Raw genomic sequence first — 23780 nt, 5'->3', positions numbered from 1 at the left:
CATACCCAAGTACAGGTGGAAGTGCATGAAAACTAAATACATTTTTGTGACGGGCGGCGTTCTGTCGTCGTTAGGCAAGGGCCTCGCGGCTGCGTCTTTGGGCGCGCTGCTGCAAACGCGCGGGCTTACGGTAACCATCCAGAAGCTTGATCCTTACATCAATGTTGACCCCGGCACCATGAACCCGTTCCAGCACGGCGAGGTATTTGTTACCGATGACGGCGCGGAAACGGATCTGGATCTCGGGCACTACGAACGTTACCTTAACGTGCCCATGTCGCGGAAGAACAACACCACTTCCGGCGCTATTTACAACCACGTTATCGCCAAGGAACGTCACGGCGATTACCTGGGCGCCACGGTGCAGGTGATCCCGCACATTACTGATGAAATCAAGAGCGTGGTGCTCTCCCTTTCCGAAGGCGAAGACGCGCCTGATGTCGCCATTATCGAAATAGGCGGCACGGTGGGCGACATTGAAGGCCTGCCCTTTCTTGAGGCCATCCGCCAGTTGCGTTCCGACCTTGGACGCGACAACTGCCTGAACATCCACCTTACGCTTGTGCCTTACCTTCGCAGCGCTGGCGAGCACAAAACCAAGCCCACCCAGCACAGCGTCAAGGAACTGCTCTCCATCGGCATTCAGCCCGACATTATTCTGTGCCGTTGCGAGCAGAGCATCCCCGAAGAACTGCGCCGCAAGATCGCCCTGTTCTGCAATGTGGATCAGGACGCCGTGTTCTCTTCGGTGGACGTGAACAATATTTATGAAGTGCCGCTCAAGTTCTATGAGGAAGGCTTTGACCAGAAGGTAGCCATCATGCTGCGCCTGCCCGCGCGCAATGCCCACCTTGAAGCTTGGGAAAAGCTCGTGAGCGACTGCGCCAACCCCAAGGGCAAGGTCACCATTGCCATTGTGGGCAAGTACGTTGACCTCAAGGAAGCCTACAAGAGCCTGCACGAAGCCCTCATTCACGGCGGCGTTGCCAACCGCGTTGAAGTGGAGCTGCGCTACGTCAATTCCGAGAATGTGGACGAAAGCAACTGTGCGGAATCCTTCAAGGGCTGTCATGGTATTCTTGTGCCCGGCGGCTTTGGATATCGCGGTGTGGAAGGCAAGATTGCCGCCATCCGTTATGCGCGTGAAAACAACATTCCTTTCTTCGGCATCTGCCTTGGCATGCAGTGCGCGGTTATCGAATTTGCCCGCCACGTGGCAAACCTTGATGACGCCAACTCGGAAGAATTCAACCCGCTTTCTGATCACAAGGTCATCTACCTTATGACCGAGTGGTTCGACTTCCGCACCAAGAACGTTGAAAAACGCGACGCGGGCAGCGACAAGGGCGGCACCATGCGCCTTGGCTCCTACCCCTGCAAGGTGCAGCCCGATACCAAGGCCTTTGTGGCCTATAAGAAGGGCATGGTTGATGAACGTCACCGCCATCGTTACGAATTTAACAATGCCTTCAAGGAAATGCTGGGCGAAAAGGGCATGGTTTTCAGCGGCACCGCCCCTGACGATTCGCTTGTGGAAATCATTGAGCTGAAGAACCACCCCTGGTTCCTTGGCTGCCAGTTCCATCCCGAATTCAAGTCCCGGCCCATGAACGCGCATCCGCTGTTCCGCGAATTTATCGGAGCGGCGAAAAAGTTCGCCAAGGTGTAATTTGCGGCTCTAACGCAGCGAGGCTTTTTGATTTTCACCAAGCTTGGGTATCGCAAAATCGCGCAAAAAGGGGAGGGCATTGCCTTCCCCTTTTTTGGTGCGCAGATTATTTTCAATGGCGCAAATGCTGCGCCAAATCTGGATTTTTGGCGCTGGCAGCCCTTGCTGCTGGTTGGCGATACCGCGAACCTGATCTTGCAACTGTTAGCTATTGCATAATTTTTGCAGATGTGGCACAGTACTTGTAAACAGATAAGTCTATAGTCCTATGGCTAGTTAATGCAAAAGAGCACACATGGCACTGGAACTACGGCAGCAACTTAAGCTGTCACAGCAACTGGTAATGACCCCGCAATTGCAGCAGGCAATCAAGCTGTTGCAACTCTCACGCGTGGAACTTCTGGAAACTGTGCAGCAGGAACTGCTTGAAAACCCCTTTCTCGAAGAATCTTCACTTACGGACGATGCCTCCCAGGAGCAGCACGAGGAAAGCCGCGAAGCCCCAAAGGAGGAAGTGTACGACAGGGAACTGGCCAAGGACGCCGACTGGGAAGATTACCTCGGTGAGTTTGCCAGCACCCCCCGCCTATCGCAGTCGCGCGAGTTTGAACTTGCCGAAGAAATTTCGCCTCTTGAAGCCCGATATGCGGCCAAGCCCACCCTTGAGGGGCATCTTTTCTGGCAGTTGCGCCTTTCGTCGCTGACAGAAGAGCAGAAGGCCATTGGCGAGGTCATTATCGGCAACCTCTCCTCCGCCGGGTACCTGCAAGCCAGCATTGAAGAAGTGGCCGAAATGGCCCAGGTCGCGCCCGAGGCCGTGCTGCCCGTGCTTGAGAGGGTGCAGCTTTTTGATCCCATCGGCGTTGCCGCGCGCGATGCGCGCGAATGCCTGATGGTGCAGATCAAGAGCCTCAATTACGCCCGCGACCCAATCCTCGTGGAGCTGGTAGAATCGCACCTCGAAGACCTCGAGGCCAAGCGCTACAAGCCCCTGCTGCGCAAGTTCAAGCTCGATATGGAAGAGCTCAAGGAGTATCTGGATATCATCCAGAGCCTTGACCCATTGCCCGGCGCAAGTTTTGGCGGCGGCGAGCCAACCTACGTAAGCCCCGATGTATTTGTGTACAAGATGGGCGACGAATTTGTGATTTTGCTCAATGATGACGGCCTGCCCCAGTTGCAGCTTTCGGCCATGAGCCAGATGAACATTGGCGGCTCTGAGAAGGAAAAGGACTACTGCGCAGAAAAGATCCGCTCCGCCTCATGGCTTATCAAGAGCCTGTATCAGCGCCAGCGCACGCTTTATAAGGTTATGGAAAGCATTGTGCGCCACCAGCAGCCATTTTTTGAGGACGGCGTGACCAAGCTCGCGCCGCTCATTCTCAAGGATATTGCTGACGACATCAGCATGCACGAATCAACGGTGAGCCGCATTACCACCAACAAGTATGTGGCAACGCCCCACGGCATCTTTGAATTGAAGTTTTTCTTTAACAGCGGCCTTGAACTCGATGACGGAAGCCAGGTAGGCTCAGAAAGCGTCAAGGCTCTGATCAAGAAATTCATCTCTGAGGAAGATACCCGATCCCCCCTCAGCGATGAGCGTATCGGCGAAATGCTCAAGGAGCGTCTCAAGGTCAATATTGCGCGGCGCACGGTGGCAAAATACCGCACGGCGCTTGATATTCCATCTTCGTCAAGGCGCAAGGAGCATTTCTGATTCCCCGTCGAGTGGCTCAATACTTAGGAGGAACTTATGAACATCTCATTTGCTTTCAAGAACTTTGAAGCCTCCGAACATCTGAAGAAGTATGCCCGTCGCCGCATGGAAAAGCTGGGACGGTTTTTTGGCAAGGCCTCTGGCCTTGAAGTTGTCGTTGTGCTGACAGTCGACAAGTTCCGTCATCGCTGCGAAGTGACCGTTACGGGCGAAGGCCTGCACATCAACGCCACGGAGCAGACTTCGGACATGTACGCCGCCATTGACCTTGTGACAGACAAGGTTGAATCGCAGATCAAGCGCCAGGTGGCCCGCGTAAAGGCCCAGCGGCGGCACGCCCGCAATACGGATGTGGACGTGTTTACCTACAACCTCGATGCCGAAGCCGACGTGCAGCAGCCCGTTGACGGCACCGACCGCCTCGCCACCAAGCCCCTGCATCTGGATGAAGCGCTCATGCAGCTTGATTCCATCGGCAGCGAGTTTCTGGTGTTCTTTAATGCAGAAAACAACCGCATCAATGTGGTATACCGCACCAAGGTGAACGGCTATGCCCTCATTGACCCCGTGTTGTAATCGTTCATAATGAGGGGGCGGGCTGGCAACGGCTCGCCCCCGTCTCAGGTGCACCCCCTGCCGGTTGCCGCGCAATGGCCCTCACCTGGGCTTGAGCGCGGCGCGGATTTGGCAACGTCCGTCAGAAGCCTGTGGCGTACAACCCCGGCTGCAAACGGCGATCTGACCCCGAAGAGGCGAATGTCATGAAGGATTCCGCGCAGATACCCGCCACAGATTCCACCCTTGCCGCACAGCCTGATGCGGACGCGCCCGTTCCCGGCGTGGATGTGCAGGTGTGCATTGTCACGGGCCTTTCAGGCGCTGGCAAAAGCACAGCGCTCAAGGTTTTTGAAGACATGGGTCATTTTGTGGTCGATGGGCTGCCCGTGAGCCTTGTCATGGAAATGGTGGACATGATGTCGCGCCCCTCCATGAGCCACTTCAAGGGTATTGCTCTGGGTATGGATCTGCGCCAGAGCAATTTTGTGGAAGATATCAACGATTGCCTGAGCATGCTCGCGGGCAAAAACATCCGCCCCATGCTGCTTTTTCTTGAGGCCAACAATCAGGAACTCATTCGCCGCTATGCTTCGACCCGCCGCCCGCATCCGCTGGAGCGCGAGGGCATGGGCCTTGAGGCGGCGCTGCTGGCAGAGCGCAGCAGTCTGCGCCCCCTGCGTGAAATGGCTGATCTGGTCATCGACACCTCGCGTTTCTCCATCCACGACCTGAGGCGCGCCATTCAGAAGCGCTGGAGCGGCAACAAGGGCAAGCTGCGGGCCATCAGGGTCAACGTGATTTCTTTCGGTTTCAAATATGGTGTGCCGCGTGAGGCTGATCTGGTTTTTGACCTGCGTTTTCTGGCAAATCCCTATTTTGTGGAAGAGCTGCGGCCCATGAGCGGCAAGGACAAACCCGTTGCCGACTATGTGTTCAATTCGCCCCATGCCCGCGAATACCGCGACAAGCTGGTTGATCTGCTGTTTTTTATGCTGCCGCTCATGGAGGCCGAAGGCCGCTACCGCATAACCGTGACCGTGGGCTGTACCGGCGGCCGCCACCGCTCGGTGGCAATGGCCGAAGAAATTTTACAGGCGCTGCGGCAGGCTGATTATCCGGCTTTTCTGGAGCATCGGCACCTTGAACTTGGCTAAAAAAGCTGGCACGTTCTGTTGCGTGAGGTTGTCATGACGGACGAAAACAAGAAGACTCAGGTTGGAATCATTCTGGTTTCGCATGCCGACTATGGTTCGGCCATGCTGCGCACCGCCGAATTCATACTCGGGCAGCAGAGCGATTGCAGCTCCATCAGTGTTGACGTGGCGCACGAGGTTTCCGAAACCGTTCGCCGCCTTACGGACGCAACCCAGCGGCTCGACAAGGGCGCGGGCGTCATTATTCTTACCGATATGTTTGGCGGCACGCCCACCAATCTTGCTCTTTCGCTGCTGGCAACCCACAAGGTCGAGGTTGTTACCGGCGTGAACCTGCCCATGCTGCTCAAGGTGTTTACCTCGCGCGACAAGGAGCTTGAAGAAGTGGCCCGCATCGCTGGCGAGGCAGGGGCAAAAGGTATTGTGGTTGCGGGCAGCATGCTGCGCAACAAAGCCCGTGACAAAGCCGATAGCTAGTATGTGGTTTCGCGTGGACAATCGCCTGGTTCACGGCCAGGTCATCGAAGCCTGGTTACCCTACACAGGGGCGCGACATCTGGTGGTAGCCAACGACGAACTTGCAGACGACATAATGCGGCAGCAGATAATTGAACTGGCAGTGCCGCAGCGCGTGATGACCCACTTCATCAGCGTAAAGGAACTGGCGGCCACGCTCAATTCATGCGGCGATGACTGTTTTGTGCTGTTTGCCAATTGTCAGGATGCGCGGCGCGCCTGTGACGCGGGTATCCTCATGCAGGTGCTGAACATGGGCAACCTGCACTACGCGCCGGACAAGCTACAGGTGCTGCCCCATGTGGCCCTTTCCGCACAGGACAGGGAAGACCTGCACGTTATACAGGATCATCTTGTGCAGCTTGATTTTCGCTGCGTTCCCACAGAGACAGTTCGAGGCCCCAATGACCAACTTTTCTGATGTATTCGCTGCTGGGGCTCCCTACGCTTTTTTTTTGCCCTGGCTGGCGCTGCGCGTTCAACCTGCATCGTTGGCCTTGTAGACCGTCCCATCTGTCTGGCCCTGTTCGCGGGCTTTTTTACCGGCGACTGGTCGCTGGCACTCCCCCTTGGCATAATCATCGAACTGCTCTGGCTTGACGCTCTGGAGCTTGGCAGCGTGGTGCCGCCGTATGGCAGCCTGAGCTTTCTGCTGGTATTTCCCCTGTGCAGACAGTTTGGGCTGGATCAGCCCGGTATGGCGCTGTTGCCGCTCATACTTGCAATGATGGCGGCCTACACGGCGAGCTGGTGTGAACAGCGCCAGCGCATCAGCCTGAACCCGATGGTGGATGCCGTGGTGGCGTGGGGGAGCGGCAGCGGGGGAGTATCGCCGGGGCGCGTTATTCTGCGGGCCGGGCTGTGCCGCGCCTTGTGGCAGGCGGCGTTGTATGTTGCGTGCTTTGGGCTGATTTATATGCTGCTGGCGGTGCTGTCGGCACATCACGCCATACCGGCCCTGCGGGCGGTGACGTGGTCGGCCCTGTATGTGGCGGCCCTGCTTGGGGCGGTGCTGTCGTTGCGCACGCGTCAGGCCTACGCCGTGCTTGTGGGCACGCTGGGCGCGCTGGCACTGCTCATTTGGGGCGGCAACTAGCCGGGGAGTTGGGCTGTAAGAGCATCTGCGCCATGCCCAGCTTGACATGACCATAAAGAATTACTACAAAATCCGGATTGCGCTCGTAGCTCAGTTGGATAGAGCGACAACCTCCTAAGTTGTAGGCCACAGGTTCGATTCCTGTCGGGCGCACCAGCAATTTTAAAATGGTCACACGGAATTTCCGTGTGACCATTTTTTCTTAAATATCCCCCGAATTATCGGCGGCACCCCCATCTGTGTTAAGAATCCTGTGCTGCACCGGTAGTCGTTTTTTTGTGTGTTAGGTGCTCTTTTCATCCTTTGGTTCTTCCGGGTTTTCCGGTAGTGTCCAGAATTTTTCGCACATTTTGTAGCTGTCAGTCAGTGTGAGTTTTGGCGGTGTCTTGAGGAGCCGGCGCGGAGCCTTGCGAGCGATACCCCACAAAGATATCGCGGCTGCAAGGGGCGTGACGGCTCCGGTTCTATATCAACACTTCTTGCTTCATATTCATGTACCGTTGTGTTCCCCACTTTTGACCCGCCATATACCGCAGGCGAGCCGATACCAGCATGAGCGCTGCATGACCATCCGGAAAGCTGCCTACCACACGTGTCCGTCGGCGGATTTCCCGATTCAGGCGTTCAAGCGGGTTATTTGTCCGGATATGCCGCCAATGCGTTGAGGGAAAGGCATAATAGGAAAGTGTTTCATCGCATCCGGATTCCAAAATCCTGGCTGCTTTATCAAGGCGTAATGCCTGGAGTTTTTTCACCACCTCAATCGCTTTCTGGCGGGCGGCTTCTTTGTCTTCTTGCGCGTGGATAGCCTTGAGCATCAAGGCGACCTCCTTGGCTTTGCCGCGAGGCGTTGCGTGCAATACGTTACGGTAGAAGTGCACCACGCAACGTTGCCATTTCGCATCGGGATAAAATTCTCCAAGCGCATCCAGAAACCCAAGACTTTTGTCTGATATCATCAGGTCGACCCGCTCAAGACCGCGCTCGCGCAAATAGCGCAGGAATTGCCGCCAGCTCTCGCTGTCCTCTCGGGAGCCTTCAGCTACACCAAGAATTTCACGAAAACCGCTTGTATTCACACCGATAGCCACAAGAACAGACACGTTCTGCACTTCCCCGCCCCAGGAGCGCTTCAGCCAGATGCCGTCCACGAAAACATAAGGGTACCTTGGTTCAAGCGGACGATTGCGCCATTCTTCTACACGTTCAAAAATTTTCTGATTCAAGTCACTTATGGTACTTGGACTGACACGGCTGCCCCACAGCGCTTCTGTGATGTCTTCCACACGACGTACGGAGACGCCCGCCAGATACATTTCCACCAGCGCTTCTTCCACGGAACTTTCACGACGACGATACCGCTCGATTATCGCGGTTTCAAACGGTACATGCCGCAGCTTGGGGACCTTAAGCTGAACCGTTCCGGCTTTGGTCTGCAAATCCCGTTCATAGTGACCTGCTCGGGTGCTGGCACGTTGCGCATTACGTTCATAACGCCTGGCCTGGCATAAAGCATCCGCTTCTGCATCAAGTAGGCCGTTTAGTGTTTCCTCAACGCTCTGGCGCACTACCTCGGACACATGCGACCGCAATTCTTGCTCATCAACCTCAATAACCGGAACTTTCCTTTTCTCACGCTCACTGATAATTTTCATCTGTAGCCTTCCTTGATGGAGTGTTTTGATGGTGGTTCACCAAAACATAACCAACTTGGCGGGCTACTTCCATTTTTTAAATGTGCGAAAAATACCGTACGTTATCGGTTTTCCGTGGGTAACCCCTGTCAGGAACTGGCCGGGTAGAGGTTTAGACCGCCACAGAAGAAGTAGATGGCTGTCTTGAAATGCTCCCGGTTCCTATAACCGCAAGCCTTCCTCTTGATGGCCATGATCTTGCTGTTGAGGCCCTCGGCCACGCCGTTGGTGATCCTGTGGCGGCAGAAGGTCAGGATGTTCTCAAGATGTCTCTGAATCAGTCCGCCCACTTTGCGCATTGGGGCAAGATCTGACCTGTTCACCCAGACCAGCCATCGCTTCACAAAACGTCTGGCCCATCCCGTGCTCAGGTACTTCCAGACGTCGTTCAGGCTTTCCTTCATGGCCCAGGCCTTGGCCACCTTGAGGTTCGCTGTCTTCAAGGCCTCCAGGGCTGGCCGGTGTTTGTCCGGCAGATTCTCCTCCCGGTATAGCCAGAGGAATTTCGTGCCCTTGAGTCGATGGTCATCCTGACTTGTGAGTTCGCGGTGCTCTTGCTTGCGTACCCGGTCCACAGCCTCGCCTACGTGTTTCATGACGTGGAACCGATCGTGAACGATTTTCCCCGCCGCGTCCGGCACATGTTTGAGCGTAGCTTTAAAATAGGGCTCCCACATGTCCATGGCCACGGCCTTGATCCGCTCCAACTGCGCCTTGGTGAACTGAAGGTAGTACCCCTCAAGGCTTTCGGCCTTACGCTCGTCGGCCACATACTCCACCGTGCTGCCGATCAGATCACAAACCACGGTCACATAGTCGTGCCCCTTGCGGAATGCCTTCTCGTCAACGCCAAGATACCGCGAGGGATTCGATTGCTTGCGCTCCCGGCCCCGGCGCACCGCCCTTTCCATGACACCCCATGCTTCGTCCCAGGTGATGCGCAGGATGCGCCGCGCTCCTGTTACGGTGGCGCACTCGGTCAGCACGTCGATGATCAATCGCTCCATCAATATGGTGAAACGTGCCTTGGACTCGGCCCAAGGCACGTTGACCTGAAGGACGCCATGCTCGGGGCAGTCCACTCGGGGAATCCGAGCATGCAGGAACGTCTTGAACTGGCACGTGTCCAGATGGCGCCAGACACGAGGCTCGGCATGGTCGCGGCAAGCCAGCTCTCGACCACAAGTAGGGCAAAACCAGCGAACACCAGGACCATGCTCCACGCGGATGTCTACCCGACCTTCCGCCGTGTCCAGTTCAACAGCCTCAACAAACCAGGGCTCGGTCAGCCCGAGAATCCGAAAATATAGGTCCGTATCCTTCATTGGTGCCCTCCGGGAAGGACATTAGCAGATCAGCTACCCACGGAAAACCCGGAAGAGCCCATCCTTTTTATCTCGGATTGCTTTGATCGATGGTGTGCCAGGAATCCACCCAGAGTAAGCTTCCTTGGTTTCCTCTGAGCTAGCCTTGCGTGTTTTAATGACTGAAATACCAATTGAACTAGCAATTATGGCTGCGGTTATTATTAAAGCCATCTCAGTTGGAATTATTTTGGCCTCAAACCACGCGTTGAGTATCATCTTTGTACCAATGAAAACCAAAACCAGCGACAAGCCATACTTCAAATATTTGAAGCGATGGATTATGCCCGCCAGTGCAAAGTATAAGGCGCGTAAACCAAGTATTGCAAAAACGTTTGAAGTATAAACTATAAAGGGATCCTGAGAAACGGCAAAAATTGCGGGGATTGAATCCAAAGCAAAAACAAGATCAGCAAGTTCTATTACTACTAATACCATAAGAAGCGGGGTTGCATAAAGTTTCCCGTTGCGTCGTACTATAAACCTGCTGCCTTCAAAATCGTCTGTAACAGGAAATACTCTCCTGAATACTCGTGCAACAATACCACCTTCAATGTCAGGTGTGCTATTGGCTGCAAGAAGCATCTTAACGCCAGTGACAGCTAAAAAGCCGCCAAAAATATAAATTACCCAGTGAAAAGCGTTAAGGATTGAAACGCCAGCAAAAATCAATCCGGCGCGCATTACAAGTGCCCCCAAAATTCCCCAAAATAGAATGCGATACTGAAATTGCTGAGGCACTGAAAAATGGGAAAATACTAATATAAATACGAATATATTATCAATACTAAGGCTTTTTTCAATAAGGTATCCTGTTAAAAATTCGAGGCCTTTTTGATCCCCAAGACTCCAAAAAATTCCACCACAAAAAACAAGAGCTAGAAAAAAATATAAAAGGCTCATCCACAACGCTTCAGAAACAGTTGGAGCTTTAGATTTTTTATGCAAAAATCCAAGGTCGAAAGCAAGAAGTAATGCAACAAATGCGTTAAAGCCAACCCACATTATGGTAGAGCTCATAACTCCTCCAGAGCATGTTAATGAAGATTAATTTGTACAGAAATAATTTTTTGCATATGTGTCATGCATTTTAATGCTATTAAAAAAATAATTTTTCAATATGTTTTTTGGATTCTGGGAAAAAATTTTTTGCGCAGGAAATTGCAGGCTGTAATTGAATCATGCCAGCAATTGCATAGCATCAACAAAATTCATTTATTATAAATTACTTTATAATGCTTTATTAGAAAATAATACACTAATGTATGACGTGATTACCCCATGCACAGTTGTTTCATCAATAGATAACGTCCTTTAAAAGCAGTATAATTTAAAAAAATAATTTTAAATACTTGGTGTTTCCCCCTTCACCTCTTCTGCAACCACGCGCAGAGCTTCTGGTAGAGCAGCGACACTGAAACGGGCTTGGCGATAAAGTCGTTCATGCCAGCTTCTATGCACAGTTCGCGGTCTTCGGCAAAGGCGTTGGCAGTCATGGCGATAATGGGGATTGCGGCCCCTTGGGGAAGCAGCCGTATCTGCCGTGTGGCTTCCAGGCCGTTGATGTGCGGCATCTGCATATCCATAAGAATCAGATCATAGGTAGCGGCCTGCACCCGTTCAATGGCCTTGCCCCCGTCCTCTGCCAGATCAACGATAAAGCCCACGTCTTCCAGTAGGGCTTGTGCGATCTCGCGGTTGATGGGTTCGTCTTCCACCAGCAGAATGCGCTTGCCGCCAAGCTTTTGCCGGATAGTGCGTTCCGCCTCGCCAGCATTGACTCTGGATGGTTCGGTATGCGGGGGGGCATCTTTACGCAGAACGGCAGTGAACCAGAATGTGCTGCCCTTGCCCTCCACGCTGGTCATCCCCGCCTTGCCGCCCATGAGTTCCGCAAGTTTTTTGGTTATTGCCAGCCCAAGCCCCGTGCCGCCGTATTTGCGGCTCATGGAGTTATCCGCCTGTTCAAAGGCGCTGAAAAGGCGTGGCTGCATCTCCGGGCTGATGCCAATGCCTGTGTCTTCCACTTCAAAACGGTATGTTACGGTGCTGGTGTTTTGTGATTCTTCCTGCACGCGCAATTTTACATAACCATGATCGGTAAACTTGATTGCGTTTGTTGCAAGGTTGAGCAATGCCTGCTGCAACCGGCTGTCATCGCCATAGATTGGACAGGACTCTTGCAAAGCATCCATAATAAGCTCAATGCCTTTATCCTGCGCTTTCTGGCCTAGAATGGAGGTGATATTTTCAAGCAGTGTAGAAATATGCACAGGAACATTTTGCAACACGAACTTTCCGGCTTCAATTTTTGATAACTCAAGAATATTATTGATTATTTCAAGTAGATGGTTGCTGGCAATCTCGATCTTGGCGAGTTTTTCCACCTGATTTTGCGTAAGGCCCGATTTGCGCAAAATATGGATCATGCCAGTGATGGCGTTCAGAGGGGTGCGTATCTCGTGGCTCATGTTGGCGAGGAAGGCACTCTTGGCAACACTGCCAGCCTCTGCCGCGTTTTTGGCAATAATCAGATCCTGGGTTCGCGATTCCACCAATGCCTCCAATCGTTCGTGATGAGCCGCAAGCTCGGCCTCAACCTGCTTGCGCTCGGTGATGTCTCTGACCAGCCCGATGGCAACCCACTGGCCCTGCATGTTTGTGGAGGACAGGGAAAGCTCAATGGCAAATTCCTGTCCATTTTTGCGCAGGGCTGTCAGTTCAATGCCAGAACCCCCAAATAATCCCTGACCACTGCGGCAGAATTCTTTCAGTCCTTCGACCATCTTTTCGCGGTTGTGGGGTGGTACCAGAAATTCGTGCAATACACGCCCCATGACCTCGTCTGCCGTATAGCCCAAAATTTTCTCCGCAGCCTTGTTCCAAAAGATGATGCGCCCTGTGCAGCTAACCAGAATAAGCGCATCTCTGATGCTGTTTGTGGTCAGGCGGAAGCGCTCCTCACTTTCACGAAGCGTCTGTTCGCGCTTCTGAATTTCTCTGCCCATGGTGTTGATGGATTCGGCCAGATCGCCAATTTCATCGTTATCCGTTGGGAAGGCGCGCGCGGAGTAATCGCCCTCGGCAAGTTTTCTTGTGCTTTCCTCTAGCTTTATCAGTCTGGCGCCAATGTATCTTCTAAACAGGCTACCAAGCGCAAGTAAAAGAACAACATAGCCAACAATACGCATTGCAAGCTGAAAGCCCCATTCAGAATAATATTTATGGCGAAGTTCATATGTGGGCATGATAATGCTCAGCACGCCTTTCAGGTCGCCGATAGTATAATCGTAAGCAGTTGCGTAGGCAGCAGCAATAGATGGCGGGGCTTGCTCACGACTGCCGTGGCATGTAAGGCAATACTCCTCAACCCGTATGGGGTAAATGTACTGGTAGTAGTCGGAACCGTTTTCTGTAATTTCAAATAATCGGCAAGTCGCTGAAGGGTTGGCCTTGAACCATGCCTGAGCTTCAAGCTCAGTCGGGCTTGCCATGTTGTCAGGATTACGCGGCCTGTCAGATACATTGCGAAACCTGAGCCCGCTTGTACTCCAGTTTTCGAAGTCTTTTGAAATTCTGGACAGTGTGTGTGCTGGCAAGAGGTCTACTGTTTTGTCGTTTACAGGCAAGCCGCTTTCAATAAACTGCTCCTGATAAACATGACGGATAGACATGAGCAATGCGCGGATATCTTCTGCATCACGCCGCAGCTCATTCTGTATGGAAGTCTCAATTTCGCGATAGCCAAAGTATACGTCAAAACATATAATTATACTTATAATAGCCCCTGTGAGGCACCAAACCTTGTGCTTAATGCGCATAGCAACCTCTCAGTCAGTCTATGGCACCTGATCAGTATAAGGCCTGTGTTCTTGTAATTGAGTCTTCTCTAGTGAGGCATGGAAGGAAAAGCAAAGGAACAGACTAAATAGATTTTGCGCGAAAAAATGTTAATTGTATGGTTTATATTGATAAAAATACATAAGAGATGGTGTAGCATCAATATAATCATACATTATTAGTTCAGTGCATTATTCAATAAGTCATGCACATTTTGGTTATATTTTTATGATAACTTTTGTGTAAAAATAGTAAAGCTTTTTTTATTGTTAGTTTGCTAACAAAAAGTATTTTTCTACTTATGTATCTGTAGTAACACGCTCTTGCATTTATTGCCCTGCAGTTTCTGCCCCGGCGGCAAGGCGCAAAAAGCGCTCAGCAAGCAGGTTGGGGGCAAGCATTACCTTGGCGGCAGCAGAGGTTTGCACGCAGCCGCTCACGTCAATAGGCTGGCTGTTGTCTGCCCTTTCAATTTCTGTTTCCAGGGCGGCGCGCAGGCGTTTAAAGGATTCTTCCACTTCCGGGTATTCATTGGTTTCGCGCCAGGGCAGGGTAAGGCTGCGCGTCCACGAATGCCCCTTGTGCGATGGGGCTTCAAGTGTGTGAAATCGGGTGGGGGTGTAGCCCTGCGCCCGCTCGAACAGGCCGGGATAGCAATAATCCTGCCGTTCTTCATCCGGCTGCGGAATGGTTGAAACTATGCTTACAATGGGCAGGGCCAGAGCTTTTTCGTGTTCTTCAAGCCGCACGGAATATTGCAAGGTGGGCCGCAGGTAGCCGCGTTTTTTGGTGATTTTCCATTCAATATGCATAGCGCCCTCGTGTGGGGATGGGGTGTTGCTGGGGTTGGTATCAATTAAGAAACCTGATTAACGCGGTTGGGTCAGACCGTACCCAGTGCGGCTCCGAATTCCGGTGCGGATTCCGTCAGGCATATCACCTGACCGAATGGCGGCTGCTGCTCGTGCAGGGCGCTGCAAATCCACAGCACAGGATATTCCGGCTCGGCGGGGTAGCGGTCGCATTCCAGATCGGTGAACCAGATCAGGCAGGTGGGGGCCAACCGCTCGTCTTCAATATGGGCGCACACAGGGCGGTAATCCGTACCGCCGCCGCCCACGGGCGCCAGGCTGGCGGGCATGTCCATACGCGTAAGCGTGAGGGTTTTCTGCACCTTGGTATCGTGAAACAACACTGTGAGCGTGGTGTCGTAGGCCTCAAGCACGGTCGCAAGCTCTGCGCAAAACATGGCCAGCGCATGCTCGTCCACCGAGCCGGAGCAGTCCACAGCCAGCGCCACGTGGGGCAGGCGGGCCTCCCGCCGGGCAGGCAGGTAGATGTTCTGGTACAGGTAGCGGCGGTTGGGCGTTGTCCACGAATAGTCGTTTTGCGCGCACTGCTCCAAAAAACGCTGTAAAAGCGTGCGCCAGTCCAGCTTGGGCCGCCACGCCCGGTCAAGCTGCCGGGCCAGCCCTGCGGGCATGCTGCCCATGTTGCGGGCGCGCTGCATGGCCTGCATCATGGCTATATCCGCCTCCTGTTCGGCGGCCTTGAGGGCCTGATCGTTCTGCATGCCTTGCGCATCGGGGTGATCCTGCACCTCGCCGGTGAAGCTGGTTGTTCCCTCTGCTTGCTCCGGGCGACCTTTTTCGCGCTTGGCTGCGGCCTTGTTGCCAGCAGAGGATTGCGGGTCGGCGTCTTGGTCCTTTTGCTGCTTGCTGTTTTGCGCGCCTTGCGGCGGGGTGGGCTGCTCAGGTTGCTCTGTCTGCTTGCCGCCATCAAAGGCCGCTGCGCCAGCGCCTTCTGTCTGTTCCGCACCCTGCGCAACCTGCGCATTTTGCGCGCCTTTGTTGGTGGGGGCGTCTTGCAGGCTTGCCAATGCGTCAAAGATTTCATCCGCATTCATGCCCGCATAGGCTGGATTGTGCGCAAAGCCCTGAGGCAGGGTAAAGCCTGACTCCACCAAGATGTGATTGATTGCCAGATCGCAGGCTCGGTTCCACAGTTTTGCATCGCGGCCCTTGCGGCGCAGATGATGCCCGAAGGCCAGATGCAGAACCTCGTGCGCCATTGCCCCCACCAGCGATTTTTGCGAAAGGGCCGTGGAGAAGGCCGGGTTGTAGCCAAGGGTTTTGCCGTCTGTCCACATATCCGCGCAGGAGGGGTCTGCCTTGTAGCGCAGGCGCAGAGCCAGAGAACCGAAGAAGGGATGCTCCATGACCAGTGCTGCGCGGGCGCGCGTGATGCAGTGATGGGCCGCCAGGGATGCATCTGTGATGGTCGGATCTGCCTTTTGCTGGTCTGGATGCTGGTTTTCGGGTGAGTGCATGGCTTAAAGCAGAACTTCCGCGTTTTTTTCCGCCCAGCGGTTGAAGGCCGGGGTGTTCACCACATCCGTATTCTGGCAGACGGCGTCGCGCATCAGCAGTACGCTGAATTCAGCGGGCAGGCGCTCGGCATAGGCGGTGAGGGCATCCATGGTGTCTTCTGCCGCGCGCAGGCTCAGGGCCTCACATGTGGCGTACAGGGCGGCTGGCTCCTGCGGCACTGTGGCGGCCTCTGGCTGCGCCAGGATGGAATCCACAGTGGGCAGTTCGCGCCATACGGAGAGAAAGCCCATGAACTCCGCTGCGGCTGCGGGGCCTACGGTGCCCTGAAACAGCTCGTATTCCACCTCGCGGGCAGGTGCGGCTTCCAGCATGCGCGAAACAAATTCCCATGAACGGGGTGAGGCAAAAGCTTTTTCCATGCGCTGCGGGTCAAAATCGTGCAGCAAGCGGGGGCGAAAGCGCAAAAAGGCGCAAACCTCGCGGCGAATGCCAGCCCCCTGCGCCCAGGCGAGCCAGTCGTCAAGGCTGGCGTCAAATTCCAGATGCACCATGCGGTTAGCCAGGGCAGAAGGCATGCGGTACGAGACAGCCTTGTCCTTTTCCCGATTGCCTGCGGCAATGATGGACCAGCCATCCGGCAGGCGGTATTCACCAATGGCTCTGTCGAGTATGAGTTGGTAGCAGGCCGCCTGCACCAGCGGCGGGGCGGCGTTGAGTTCGTCAAGAAAGAGTATGCCTTGCGGTGGGTCGCCCGCCCCTGGCAAAAAAGCAGGCGGGCACCATACGGCGGTTCCCGCATCTGTAAGTCGCGGCAAGCCGCGCAGATCAACAGGATCAAGCAGCACGGCGCGGATATCGCGCAGGGCCATGCCACGCATGGCTGCAACCTGAGAGACTATCTGGCTTTTGCCCACTCCCGGCGCGCCCCACAAGAATACGGGCTGATGAATACTGGTGAGGGTCTGTAAAGCGGAAATAACCTGTGAAGGCGTCATGTTTCTTCCTGAAATAGCAGTGATTGGAGGAGGGCCAAGTGCGCGCGGTCGCTGCTGAGGCACGATGAAGTCGAAGATGAAGGAAAAGAAATTGAAAGTCAATATCAGTCTGGGTCCGTAAGAGCGATACGAGAAAATGGAACGGGGGGAGGTTTTTCGCTACAACGCATGCCTTGTCAGCACATGAACAGGATAGCGAAGTGCCCCCGTAGGGAGGGGGCTTGCTTCACATTGTTTTGTGGCTGGCGGAAGGGCAGTTGCTTTGGGTGCTTATCAGCCCTTTGATGTCGCGCAGGGGCGGCGTGCCAAACTGGCGGCGGTATTCACGGCTGAATTGCGAGGGGCTTTCGTATCCCACCTGAAAGGCCGCGCTGGTGGCGTCCAGATGTTCCATGAACATGAGGCGTCTGGCCTCGTGCAGACGCATCCACTTTTGGTATTGCAGCGGGCTCATGCTGGTCATGGCGCGAAAATGAAGATGGAAGGTCGAGGTGCTCATGCCTATCTGTCTGGCAAGGCTATCTATTTTCAAGGGCTGCACGTAGTTTTTCTTGAGCCAGTCAATGGCCTGAGCAATCTGGAATCCATGGCTGCCAGCTGCCACGATCTGACGCAGATAATGCCCCTGTTCGCCCAGCAGCAGGCGGTAGAGTATCTCTTTGTGGATCAGAGGCGAGAGCACAGCGATATCCTGCGGGTTATCGTGCAGGTCAAGCAGCCGCTGAAAGGCGTTGAGCAAGGGCATGCACACCTCGCTAACCCGCATACCCCGTCCTGATTTTGCCGCGCGCGAAACCGGCAGGTTGCTGTCCACCATCATCTGGGCCAGCATGCGCATATCAAGCTTGAGCACCATGCCCAGCAACGGCACTTCCGGGCTGGCCTCCACCACATTTGCCACCACGGGCAGACCGACAGATGAAATCAGGTAGTGGTTGGCATCGTACAGATATTCTTCGTCCCCCAGCATAACGCGCTTGGCTCCCTGAGCAACAAGGCAGATAGTTGGCTCATACATGCAGCTTGCGGGCTGGGTCGGCGCTTCGTACCGCACGAGTACAAGCCCCGGCACTGCCGTTTCCAGACGATGGTTTTGCTCGGTCTGGCGGGCAATGTTGCGGGCCAGCGCCTGCCGCTGAATATTCAGCATGTCGCAGTTATCTTTGTCTTGCTGAGGCATGGTCGTTCTCCCTTTCTGGCTTTTTACCAGAAGAGGACGGAGAAAAACAACACAATAGTTTGAATCGTCGGACAATCGGGCAATAATTTGAGAGAATCGGACTATACGTTTTTAGCCAAGGCTCTTAAAAGATTAAAGCAGCGGCCAGGGCAATGTGAGCACGTTTGCGTGTCTGGAGCAAAGGCATTTTGCCCGGTAAAATGCTTGAGAAAAAGTTAAAGTGATAGTTTAAATGTTCAGGTTGAAGTTTGCCAAGAGGCATTTAACCTACTGAAAATATGTGTCTTGTCTGTAGCTGACATGGGATGAGATACCTACAAATCAGCATATGGAGCGAGTAATGAAAAACATCCTGATTTTTTGCGGCAGCCCACGCAAGGGCGGTAATTCTGATCTCTTGTGCGAGCAGTTTATGGCTGGAGCGCAGGAGGCAGGCCATACGGTGGAAAAGATTTTTGTGCAGGACCATAAAATTGCTCCGTGTCTTGGCTGTGGATACTGTCAGAGTCATAAGGGCGTTTGCGTGCAAAAGGACGGCATGGAAACCATGCTGGAAAAAATGATAGAGGCTGATGTTCTTGTGCTGGCTTCGCCCGTGTATTTCTATTCTGTGAGCGCGCAGATAAAAGCCCTCATGGACAGGACAGTTGCTCGCTATACTGAAATCAAGAACAAAAGCATGTATTATATTATTGCCGCTGCGGATACTGATTTGTCGCACATGGAGCGAACCATCGAGTGTTTCAGGGGTTTTGCCTACTGCCTTGAAGGATCGGTGGAAAAGGGCGTTGTGTACGGCGTTGGCGCGTGGAATAAGGGCGATATAAAGGGCTCTCCCAGCATGGCGCAGGCTTTTGAGATGGGCAAGAACGTGTAGTAGCAGCCCCTATGGTGTGCCGGATAGCCGCCATCATGCAGAAATAGGCAAGAATCAGGTCGTATTGGCTATTCCCTGTTGCGGGCAAAATACCTATATTGCGCACGGGCGGCGACAGTCTGCCCCTCTTTTTTCAGACGTACATTTCTTGCCGGGGCATTATGAAGATACTGTATTACGATTGTTTTGCCGGAGTCAGCGGCGACATGAATCTGGCTGCCCTGATTGATCTTGGGGTCAGCCCCGATTATCTCAAGGCAGAATTGGCAAAGCTCGCCATTGATGACGAGTTTGCGCTCCAGTGTCAGCCAGAAAAATGTAACGGCATTCAGGGGATGCAGGTTCACGTGCACTTGAACGGCCAACAGCACGGGCACAGCCACAGTCATGAACACACCCACGGGCATGACCATACGCATGCCTGCGCGCCTGCTCATGTGCATGGGCACAGCCTTGTGGAAGCCGGGTACCTGCCTCACAGGAATCTTGCTGACGTCACAGCAATCATCATGCAAAGCGCGCTGGCAGACCCGGTCAAACAGACGAGCCTGAGCATTTTCCGCCGTATTGCCGAGGCAGAAGCCAAGGTGCATGGCAAGTCTCTGGAAGACGTGCATTTTCACGAAGTTGGCGCAACGGATTCAATTGTGGACATTGTGGGCGCGGCCATCTGTTTTCATGCTCTTGGCGTTGATGCCGTGTGGTCTTCGCCCCTGGAGCTTGGTGGCGGCTTTGTGCATTGCGCGCACGGCATGGTGCCTGTTCCTGCCCCGGCGACGGTCGAGATACTTCATGGAATCCCCACCTCGCGCGGCGGGGTGGAGCATGAGGCCACAACCCCAACGGGGGCGGCCATCATTGCCGCTCTGGTTGACGCCTTCACGGCAGCCCCGGTCATGACCACCCTGAGTACGGGGTACGGCATCGGGCATCGCCGTACAGAGCGGCCCAATATGTTGCGGGTGCATCTGGCGGAAGTTGACGAAGCTGCGGGCGCTGGCCCAGCCAGATAATTCTGCCCGTTCTGGCGTAATCTTGACGCTACATAGTGTACGGGGCAAATTACGGTCGCGGGTAATGAAACCCGACCATGTTGGAGTAGAGAAATGTCAGGTGGTTCACTGGAAAAGCTGCTCACTGAAATCAGGGACGGAAGCCTCTCTGTAGCCGATGGCATGAATCTGCTGCGCGAGAGTTCGGTGCTTGATCTTGGGCACACCAAGTTTGATTTGCAACGCCCGGCGCGCAATGGCTTTCCTGAGGTCATTTACGGCGAGGGCAAAACCCCCGAGCAGGTGGGCGAAATATTCCTCCGTGTGGGCGACCGCAGCAATGTGCTGGCCACAAGGGTTTCGGCCGAAATGGCGGCCCACGTGCAGTCGGTGTGCCCCAATGCCGAATACAATGCTCTTGGGCGCACCCTCACGCTGGTCGTCAAGCCCATTGCCTGGAAGCAGGGCGAAGTTGCCATTGTCACTGCGGGCACCTCTGACCTGTCCGTGGCGGAAGAAGCCCGGGAGACCTGCCGCATGCTAGGCGTGCGCGCAAAAATCATTGCCGATGTGGGCGTGGCGGGCATTCACCGCCTGATCAACAACCTGCCAGAGGTGCTCGCCGCCCGTGCCGTCATTGTGATTGCGGGCATGGAGGGCGCGCTGGCGAGCGTGGTCGGCGGTCTGGTGCCCCAGCCCGTTGTGGCGGTTCCTACGTCAGTGGGCTATGGGGCATCATTTGCGGGGCTGTCCGCCTTGCTTGGCATGCTCACCTCCTGCGCCAGCGGCGTCACTGTTACCAATATCGACAACGGCTTCGGTGCTGCCTGTGCGGCCTGCCGCATTATCAATGCCTGCGAGGGCAACAGCAAAACCTAAGAATCCGATTGCCCGACAGCGGGTACCTGCTTCTATATCCTCCACAACATCTGTCAGGCGCCATTACGCTGTACTGTCAGGCCATGCGTCTTTGTTTCCGGCAATATGCCGCACAGGCGCAGGGCTTGGCATGACCCAGCGTGATTGACTTGTTGCCCTTTGCGGGTGACGATATCCTGTTGCGGGAGCGACAGCTTTTTTGTAGAGCCGCTTTTCTGGTGATCGCTTGCGCCGCTATTTTCAATGCTTTCTGCATGCCTTGATATGCGTCTGGCCCCTTGCTGCCAGCCGCGATATGCCTAACGGACAGAGAATGATGCAATACACACAGTGGCTTGATGAAAAGAAGCAGAACGGCAGCCTGCGCGTCCTGCGCAATATTGACGCAGTGCAGCGCGAGAGGGAGCGGGCCGGAGCGCCCTTTATCAACCTCAGCTCCAACGATTATCTCTCTCTTGGCGACGATGCCGCCCTGCGGCAGGAGTTCTGGTCGCAGCAGGATGTTCCCGCCCTGCGCATGAGCGCGTGTTCCTCGCGTCTGCTCACAGGCACCTGCGACCAGCAGGAGGCATTTGAGCGGGAATTGGCAACGGCCTATGGCGCGGAGGCCGCCCTGGTGTTCGGCAGCGGCTATCACGCCAATCAGGGCATTCTGCCTGCCGTGTGCACGAGCCGCACGCTTGTTTTAGCAGACAAGCTGGTGCATGCCAGCCTTATTGACGGCATCCGCATGAGCGAGGGCAAGTGCATCCGCTTCAGGCACAATGACTACGCCCAGCTCGAAATGCTGGTGGAAAAGCACGCTGCGGACTACGAAAACATCATCATCGTCACCGAATCCATTTTCAGCATGGATGGCGATGCCTGTGATCTGCCCCGGCTGGTGGCGTTGAAAAAGGCCAATCCCACTGTGCAGCTTTATGTGGATGAGGCCCACGCCGTGGGTGTGCGCGGCGCAAAGGGCCTTGGCTGCTGCGAGGAGCAGGGCTGCGCGGCGGACATTGATTTTCTGGTGGGCACCATGGGCAAGGCCTGGGCCTCGCTGGGCGCATATGTGATCTGCTCGGCAGCCCTGCGGGAATACCTTGTTAATACCGTGCGCCCGTTTATTTTTACCACGGCCTTGCCCCCGGTCAACATTGCCTGGAGCCGCTTTGTGCTTGCAAAGTTTGCCAGTGTGGAGGTGGCGGCCCGCAGGGAGCATCTTGCCGGGCTGGCGGGCATGATGCATGCCTTTACTGATGGCCTTGGGCAGTCGGTGCGCAGCACCTCGCAGATCGTGCCCGTCATTACGGGCGAAAACCAGCGCACGCTTGCTATTGCCGGGCATTTGCAACGCGAGGGTTTTTACATTATGGGCATACGCCCGCCCACGGTGCCTGCGGGCAGCTCGCGCCTGCGCATTTCGCTCACAGCGGGAACCACGCGTGAGGAGGTTGAATCCCTCATAGCCCTGCTGAGCAGGTTGCTGCATGAATATTGATTTTCTGCGGCGTGCCGATTGTCCGACCCTGGAACTGTTTTTTGCCGGGTGGGGCATGGACAGCCGCCCCTTTGCCTGGGCTGCGGATTCGCCGCATACGGCGCACTGCGATTTTGCCGTGTGCTACGACTATACCGATATGACGCTGGATGCGGAGGCTCTGCGTCCTTACAGCGAGGTACGGGTGCGGGCATGGTCGCTTGGCGTGTACGCGGCATCCCTGGTCTTGCCGGGCCTGCAGTGCGCTGTGAGCCGCGCCATGGCCATTAACGGAACGCTCACGCCTGTTGATGATAGCCTTGGCATACCGGTGGCAGTCTATGATGCCACGCTTCAAAACCTTTCCGCCGAAAGCGTGGAACGGTTCAACAGGCGCATGTGCGGGGCGCACCGGGCCGTGTTTGAAGCGCGCAGATATTCACGGAATTCATCAAGCCGTTCAGCACGCAGTGTGGACTCTCTGCTGGCGGAGCTGCTGCATATCAAGGAATGCGCTGCCCACAAGGGCAAGGCGCAGTTTACCGGCTGGAACATGGCAATTCTGAGCAAAAAAGACAGAATATTTCCCATTGCAAACATGCGCAAAGCCTGGTCTGCAATCCCGGTGCTGGAGCTGGACGAGCCGCACTATATGCCGGATATTCCTTTTGTCGATGTAGAACTGCCATGAGTGCTTCATTTGTCAGGCGGCGCTTCAGCGCTGCTTCCGCAAGTTATGATGCCGAGGCTCAGGCCCAACGGCAGATTGCTTCGCACCTCTGGGCGCTTGCAGCGCCGCACATTCCCAGTGGTACAACCATACTGGAAATAGGCGCGGGTACGGGCCTGCTGACGCGGCATATTTTGAGCGCGCAGCCCAAAAGCCTCACTGTCAACGATCTTTATACCAGCCCGCAAGTGCAGGCCCTTGCGCAGCAAGAGCCAGACGTGCTTACTGTGCGCGAGGGCAACGCGGAAACACTGGACTTCTGCGGCCCGTTTGGCGCCATTTGCAGTGCTTCAACCGTGCAGTGGTTTGCGGATATTGAGGGATTTTTACATCGTTGCGCCCGTTATCTGCCCAAGGGCGGGCTACTGGCCTTCAGCAGTTTTTTGCCCGGCAACCTGTGCGAAGTTGCCGAGCTTACGGGTGTTGGGCTGGACTATGCCGATGCTGCCGCCCTGCAAAGCTATCTTGAGCAGGATTTTAATCTGGTTGCAATGGAGCAGGGCGAAATCACGCTGGATTTTGCCAGCCCGCATGACGTGCTGCTGCACCTGAGGCATACTGGCGTAACGGGCATCAGGTCTGTTGGGTGGAACAAGCGCAGATATCTTGAATTTGTAGACAGTTACATTTCCCGTTACGGCACAGGGCAGGGCGTCAGGCTGACTTATCGGCCCGTGTATGTTGTTGCCCTGCGCAAGAGACTAGGCTAGTTATTTAGTATCAA

The 23780-nt window shown here is 54.8% G+C and carries 22 protein-coding genes and 1 tRNA gene; 15 read left to right on the top strand and 8 right to left on the bottom strand.

The annotated features are described in order from the left end of the window. The first annotated feature begins 25 nt into the window (after positions 1–25). The 9 genes from ACUZ79_RS10370 (at position 26) to ACUZ79_RS10330 (ending at position 6869) form a co-directional block, all read left to right on the top strand. Entirely contained in the window at positions 26–1669 is a 1644-nt protein-coding gene (locus ACUZ79_RS10370; RefSeq protein ID WP_192111658.1) for a CTP synthase, read from the top strand. A gap of 27 nt (positions 1670–1696) precedes the next feature. Further along, positions 1697–1888: a hypothetical protein gene (locus ACUZ79_RS10365; RefSeq protein ID WP_240825682.1), complete on the top strand. Its 192-nt coding sequence runs from the start codon at positions 1697–1699 to the stop codon at positions 1886–1888. A gap of 76 nt (positions 1889–1964) precedes the next feature. Next, positions 1965–3389 carry an RNA polymerase factor sigma-54 gene (gene rpoN, locus ACUZ79_RS10360; RefSeq protein ID WP_449251544.1) on the top strand — a complete coding sequence of 475 codons (1425 nt, stop codon included), beginning with the start codon at positions 1965–1967 and terminating at the stop codon, positions 3387–3389. A gap of 36 nt (positions 3390–3425) precedes the next feature. Next, the gene (gene hpf / locus ACUZ79_RS10355) at positions 3426–3965 is read left to right on the top strand and encodes a ribosome hibernation-promoting factor, HPF/YfiA family (protein ID WP_240825685.1); all 540 of its coding nucleotides are present in this window, start codon (positions 3426–3428) and stop codon (positions 3963–3965) included. 185 nt (positions 3966–4150) lie between these two features. Then, on the top strand, positions 4151–5101 hold the full coding sequence (rapZ, locus tag ACUZ79_RS10350; protein ID WP_449251543.1) for an RNase adapter RapZ: 951 nt from the start codon (positions 4151–4153) through the stop codon (positions 5099–5101). A 33-nt stretch (positions 5102–5134) separates the two neighbouring features. Beyond that, positions 5135–5578: a PTS sugar transporter subunit IIA gene (locus ACUZ79_RS10345; protein ID WP_022657414.1), complete on the top strand. Its 444-nt coding sequence runs from the start codon at positions 5135–5137 to the stop codon at positions 5576–5578. A gap of 1 nt (position 5579) precedes the next feature. Next, on the top strand, positions 5580–6038 hold the full coding sequence (locus tag ACUZ79_RS10340) for a PTS sugar transporter subunit IIB (protein ID WP_192111661.1): 459 nt from the start codon (positions 5580–5582) through the stop codon (positions 6036–6038). A gap of 198 nt (positions 6039–6236) precedes the next feature. After that, the gene (locus tag ACUZ79_RS10335; protein ID WP_449251542.1) at positions 6237–6713 is read left to right on the top strand and encodes a hypothetical protein; all 477 of its coding nucleotides are present in this window, start codon (positions 6237–6239) and stop codon (positions 6711–6713) included. A 79-nt stretch (positions 6714–6792) separates the two neighbouring features. Next, positions 6793–6869: transfer RNA gene (locus ACUZ79_RS10330), tRNA-Arg, on the top strand. 308 nt (positions 6870–7177) lie between these two features. Here the strand turns inward: ACUZ79_RS10330 and ACUZ79_RS10325 are convergent. The 8 genes from ACUZ79_RS10325 to ACUZ79_RS10290 form a co-directional block, all read right to left on the bottom strand. Beyond that, the gene (locus ACUZ79_RS10325; protein WP_449250312.1) at positions 7178–8368 is read right to left on the bottom strand and encodes an IS256 family transposase; all 1191 of its coding nucleotides are present in this window, start codon (positions 8366–8368) and stop codon (positions 7178–7180) included. A gap of 128 nt (positions 8369–8496) precedes the next feature. After that, positions 8497–9732 carry an ISL3 family transposase gene (locus tag ACUZ79_RS10320; protein WP_096152604.1) on the bottom strand — a complete coding sequence of 412 codons (1236 nt, stop codon included), beginning with the start codon at positions 9730–9732 and terminating at the stop codon, positions 8497–8499. A gap of 33 nt (positions 9733–9765) precedes the next feature. Next, positions 9766–10791: a TerC family protein gene (locus tag ACUZ79_RS10315; protein WP_449251541.1), complete on the bottom strand. Its 1026-nt coding sequence runs from the start codon at positions 10789–10791 to the stop codon at positions 9766–9768. A gap of 347 nt (positions 10792–11138) precedes the next feature. Next, positions 11139–13592, bottom strand: a complete 2454-nt coding sequence (locus ACUZ79_RS10310; protein ID WP_449251540.1) for a response regulator — start codon at positions 13590–13592, stop codon at positions 11139–11141. Positions 13593–13940: 348 nt separating this feature from the next. Beyond that, the gene (locus ACUZ79_RS10305; protein WP_449251539.1) at positions 13941–14423 is read right to left on the bottom strand and encodes a hypothetical protein; all 483 of its coding nucleotides are present in this window, start codon (positions 14421–14423) and stop codon (positions 13941–13943) included. Between the two features lie 71 nt (positions 14424–14494). Then, on the bottom strand, positions 14495–15940 hold the full coding sequence (locus ACUZ79_RS10300; RefSeq protein WP_449251538.1) for a vWA domain-containing protein: 1446 nt from the start codon (positions 15938–15940) through the stop codon (positions 14495–14497). A 3-nt stretch (positions 15941–15943) separates the two neighbouring features. Continuing rightward, positions 15944–16936 (bottom strand): AAA family ATPase, encoded by a 993-nt coding sequence (locus ACUZ79_RS10295; RefSeq protein ID WP_449251537.1) that lies wholly within the window; start codon positions 16934–16936, stop codon positions 15944–15946. A gap of 226 nt (positions 16937–17162) precedes the next feature. Further along, complete coding sequence (locus tag ACUZ79_RS10290; protein WP_449251536.1) at positions 17163–18116, bottom strand: AraC family transcriptional regulator N-terminal domain-containing protein; 954 nt, start codon at positions 18114–18116, stop codon at positions 17163–17165. A 340-nt stretch (positions 18117–18456) separates the two neighbouring features. Here ACUZ79_RS10290 and ACUZ79_RS10285 point away from each other — a divergent pair, with 340 nt between their 5' ends. The 6 genes from ACUZ79_RS10285 to ACUZ79_RS10260 all read left to right on the top strand — a co-directional run bounded on the left by ACUZ79_RS10285 (position 18457) and on the right by ACUZ79_RS10260 (position 23766). Beyond that, complete coding sequence (locus tag ACUZ79_RS10285) at positions 18457–18993, top strand: flavodoxin family protein (RefSeq protein ID WP_449251535.1); 537 nt, start codon at positions 18457–18459, stop codon at positions 18991–18993. 161 nt (positions 18994–19154) lie between these two features. Then, complete coding sequence (gene larC / locus ACUZ79_RS10280; protein WP_449251534.1) at positions 19155–20006, top strand: nickel insertion protein; 852 nt, start codon at positions 19155–19157, stop codon at positions 20004–20006. Between the two features lie 93 nt (positions 20007–20099). Continuing rightward, complete coding sequence (larB, locus tag ACUZ79_RS10275; protein WP_449251533.1) at positions 20100–20864, top strand: nickel pincer cofactor biosynthesis protein LarB; 765 nt, start codon at positions 20100–20102, stop codon at positions 20862–20864. Positions 20865–21177: 313 nt separating this feature from the next. Further along, complete coding sequence (locus ACUZ79_RS10270) at positions 21178–22347, top strand: aminotransferase class I/II-fold pyridoxal phosphate-dependent enzyme (protein ID WP_449251532.1); 1170 nt, start codon at positions 21178–21180, stop codon at positions 22345–22347. Beyond that, entirely contained in the window at positions 22337–23017 is a 681-nt protein-coding gene (locus ACUZ79_RS10265) for a pimeloyl-ACP methyl esterase BioG family protein (RefSeq protein WP_449251531.1), read from the top strand. The genes ACUZ79_RS10270 and ACUZ79_RS10265 overlap by 11 nt, the downstream gene beginning before the upstream one ends. Then, a complete protein-coding gene (locus ACUZ79_RS10260; RefSeq protein ID WP_449251530.1) occupies positions 23014–23766 on the top strand; it encodes a methyltransferase domain-containing protein in 753 nt (250 codons plus the stop codon). Before ACUZ79_RS10265 ends, ACUZ79_RS10260 begins: the two co-directional genes overlap by 4 nt. Positions 23767–23780: the final 14 nt, after the last annotated feature.

It is taken from the genome of Desulfovibrio faecalis, assembly GCF_053570625.1.
This window is presented reverse-complemented; position numbering and strand designations above follow the sequence as displayed.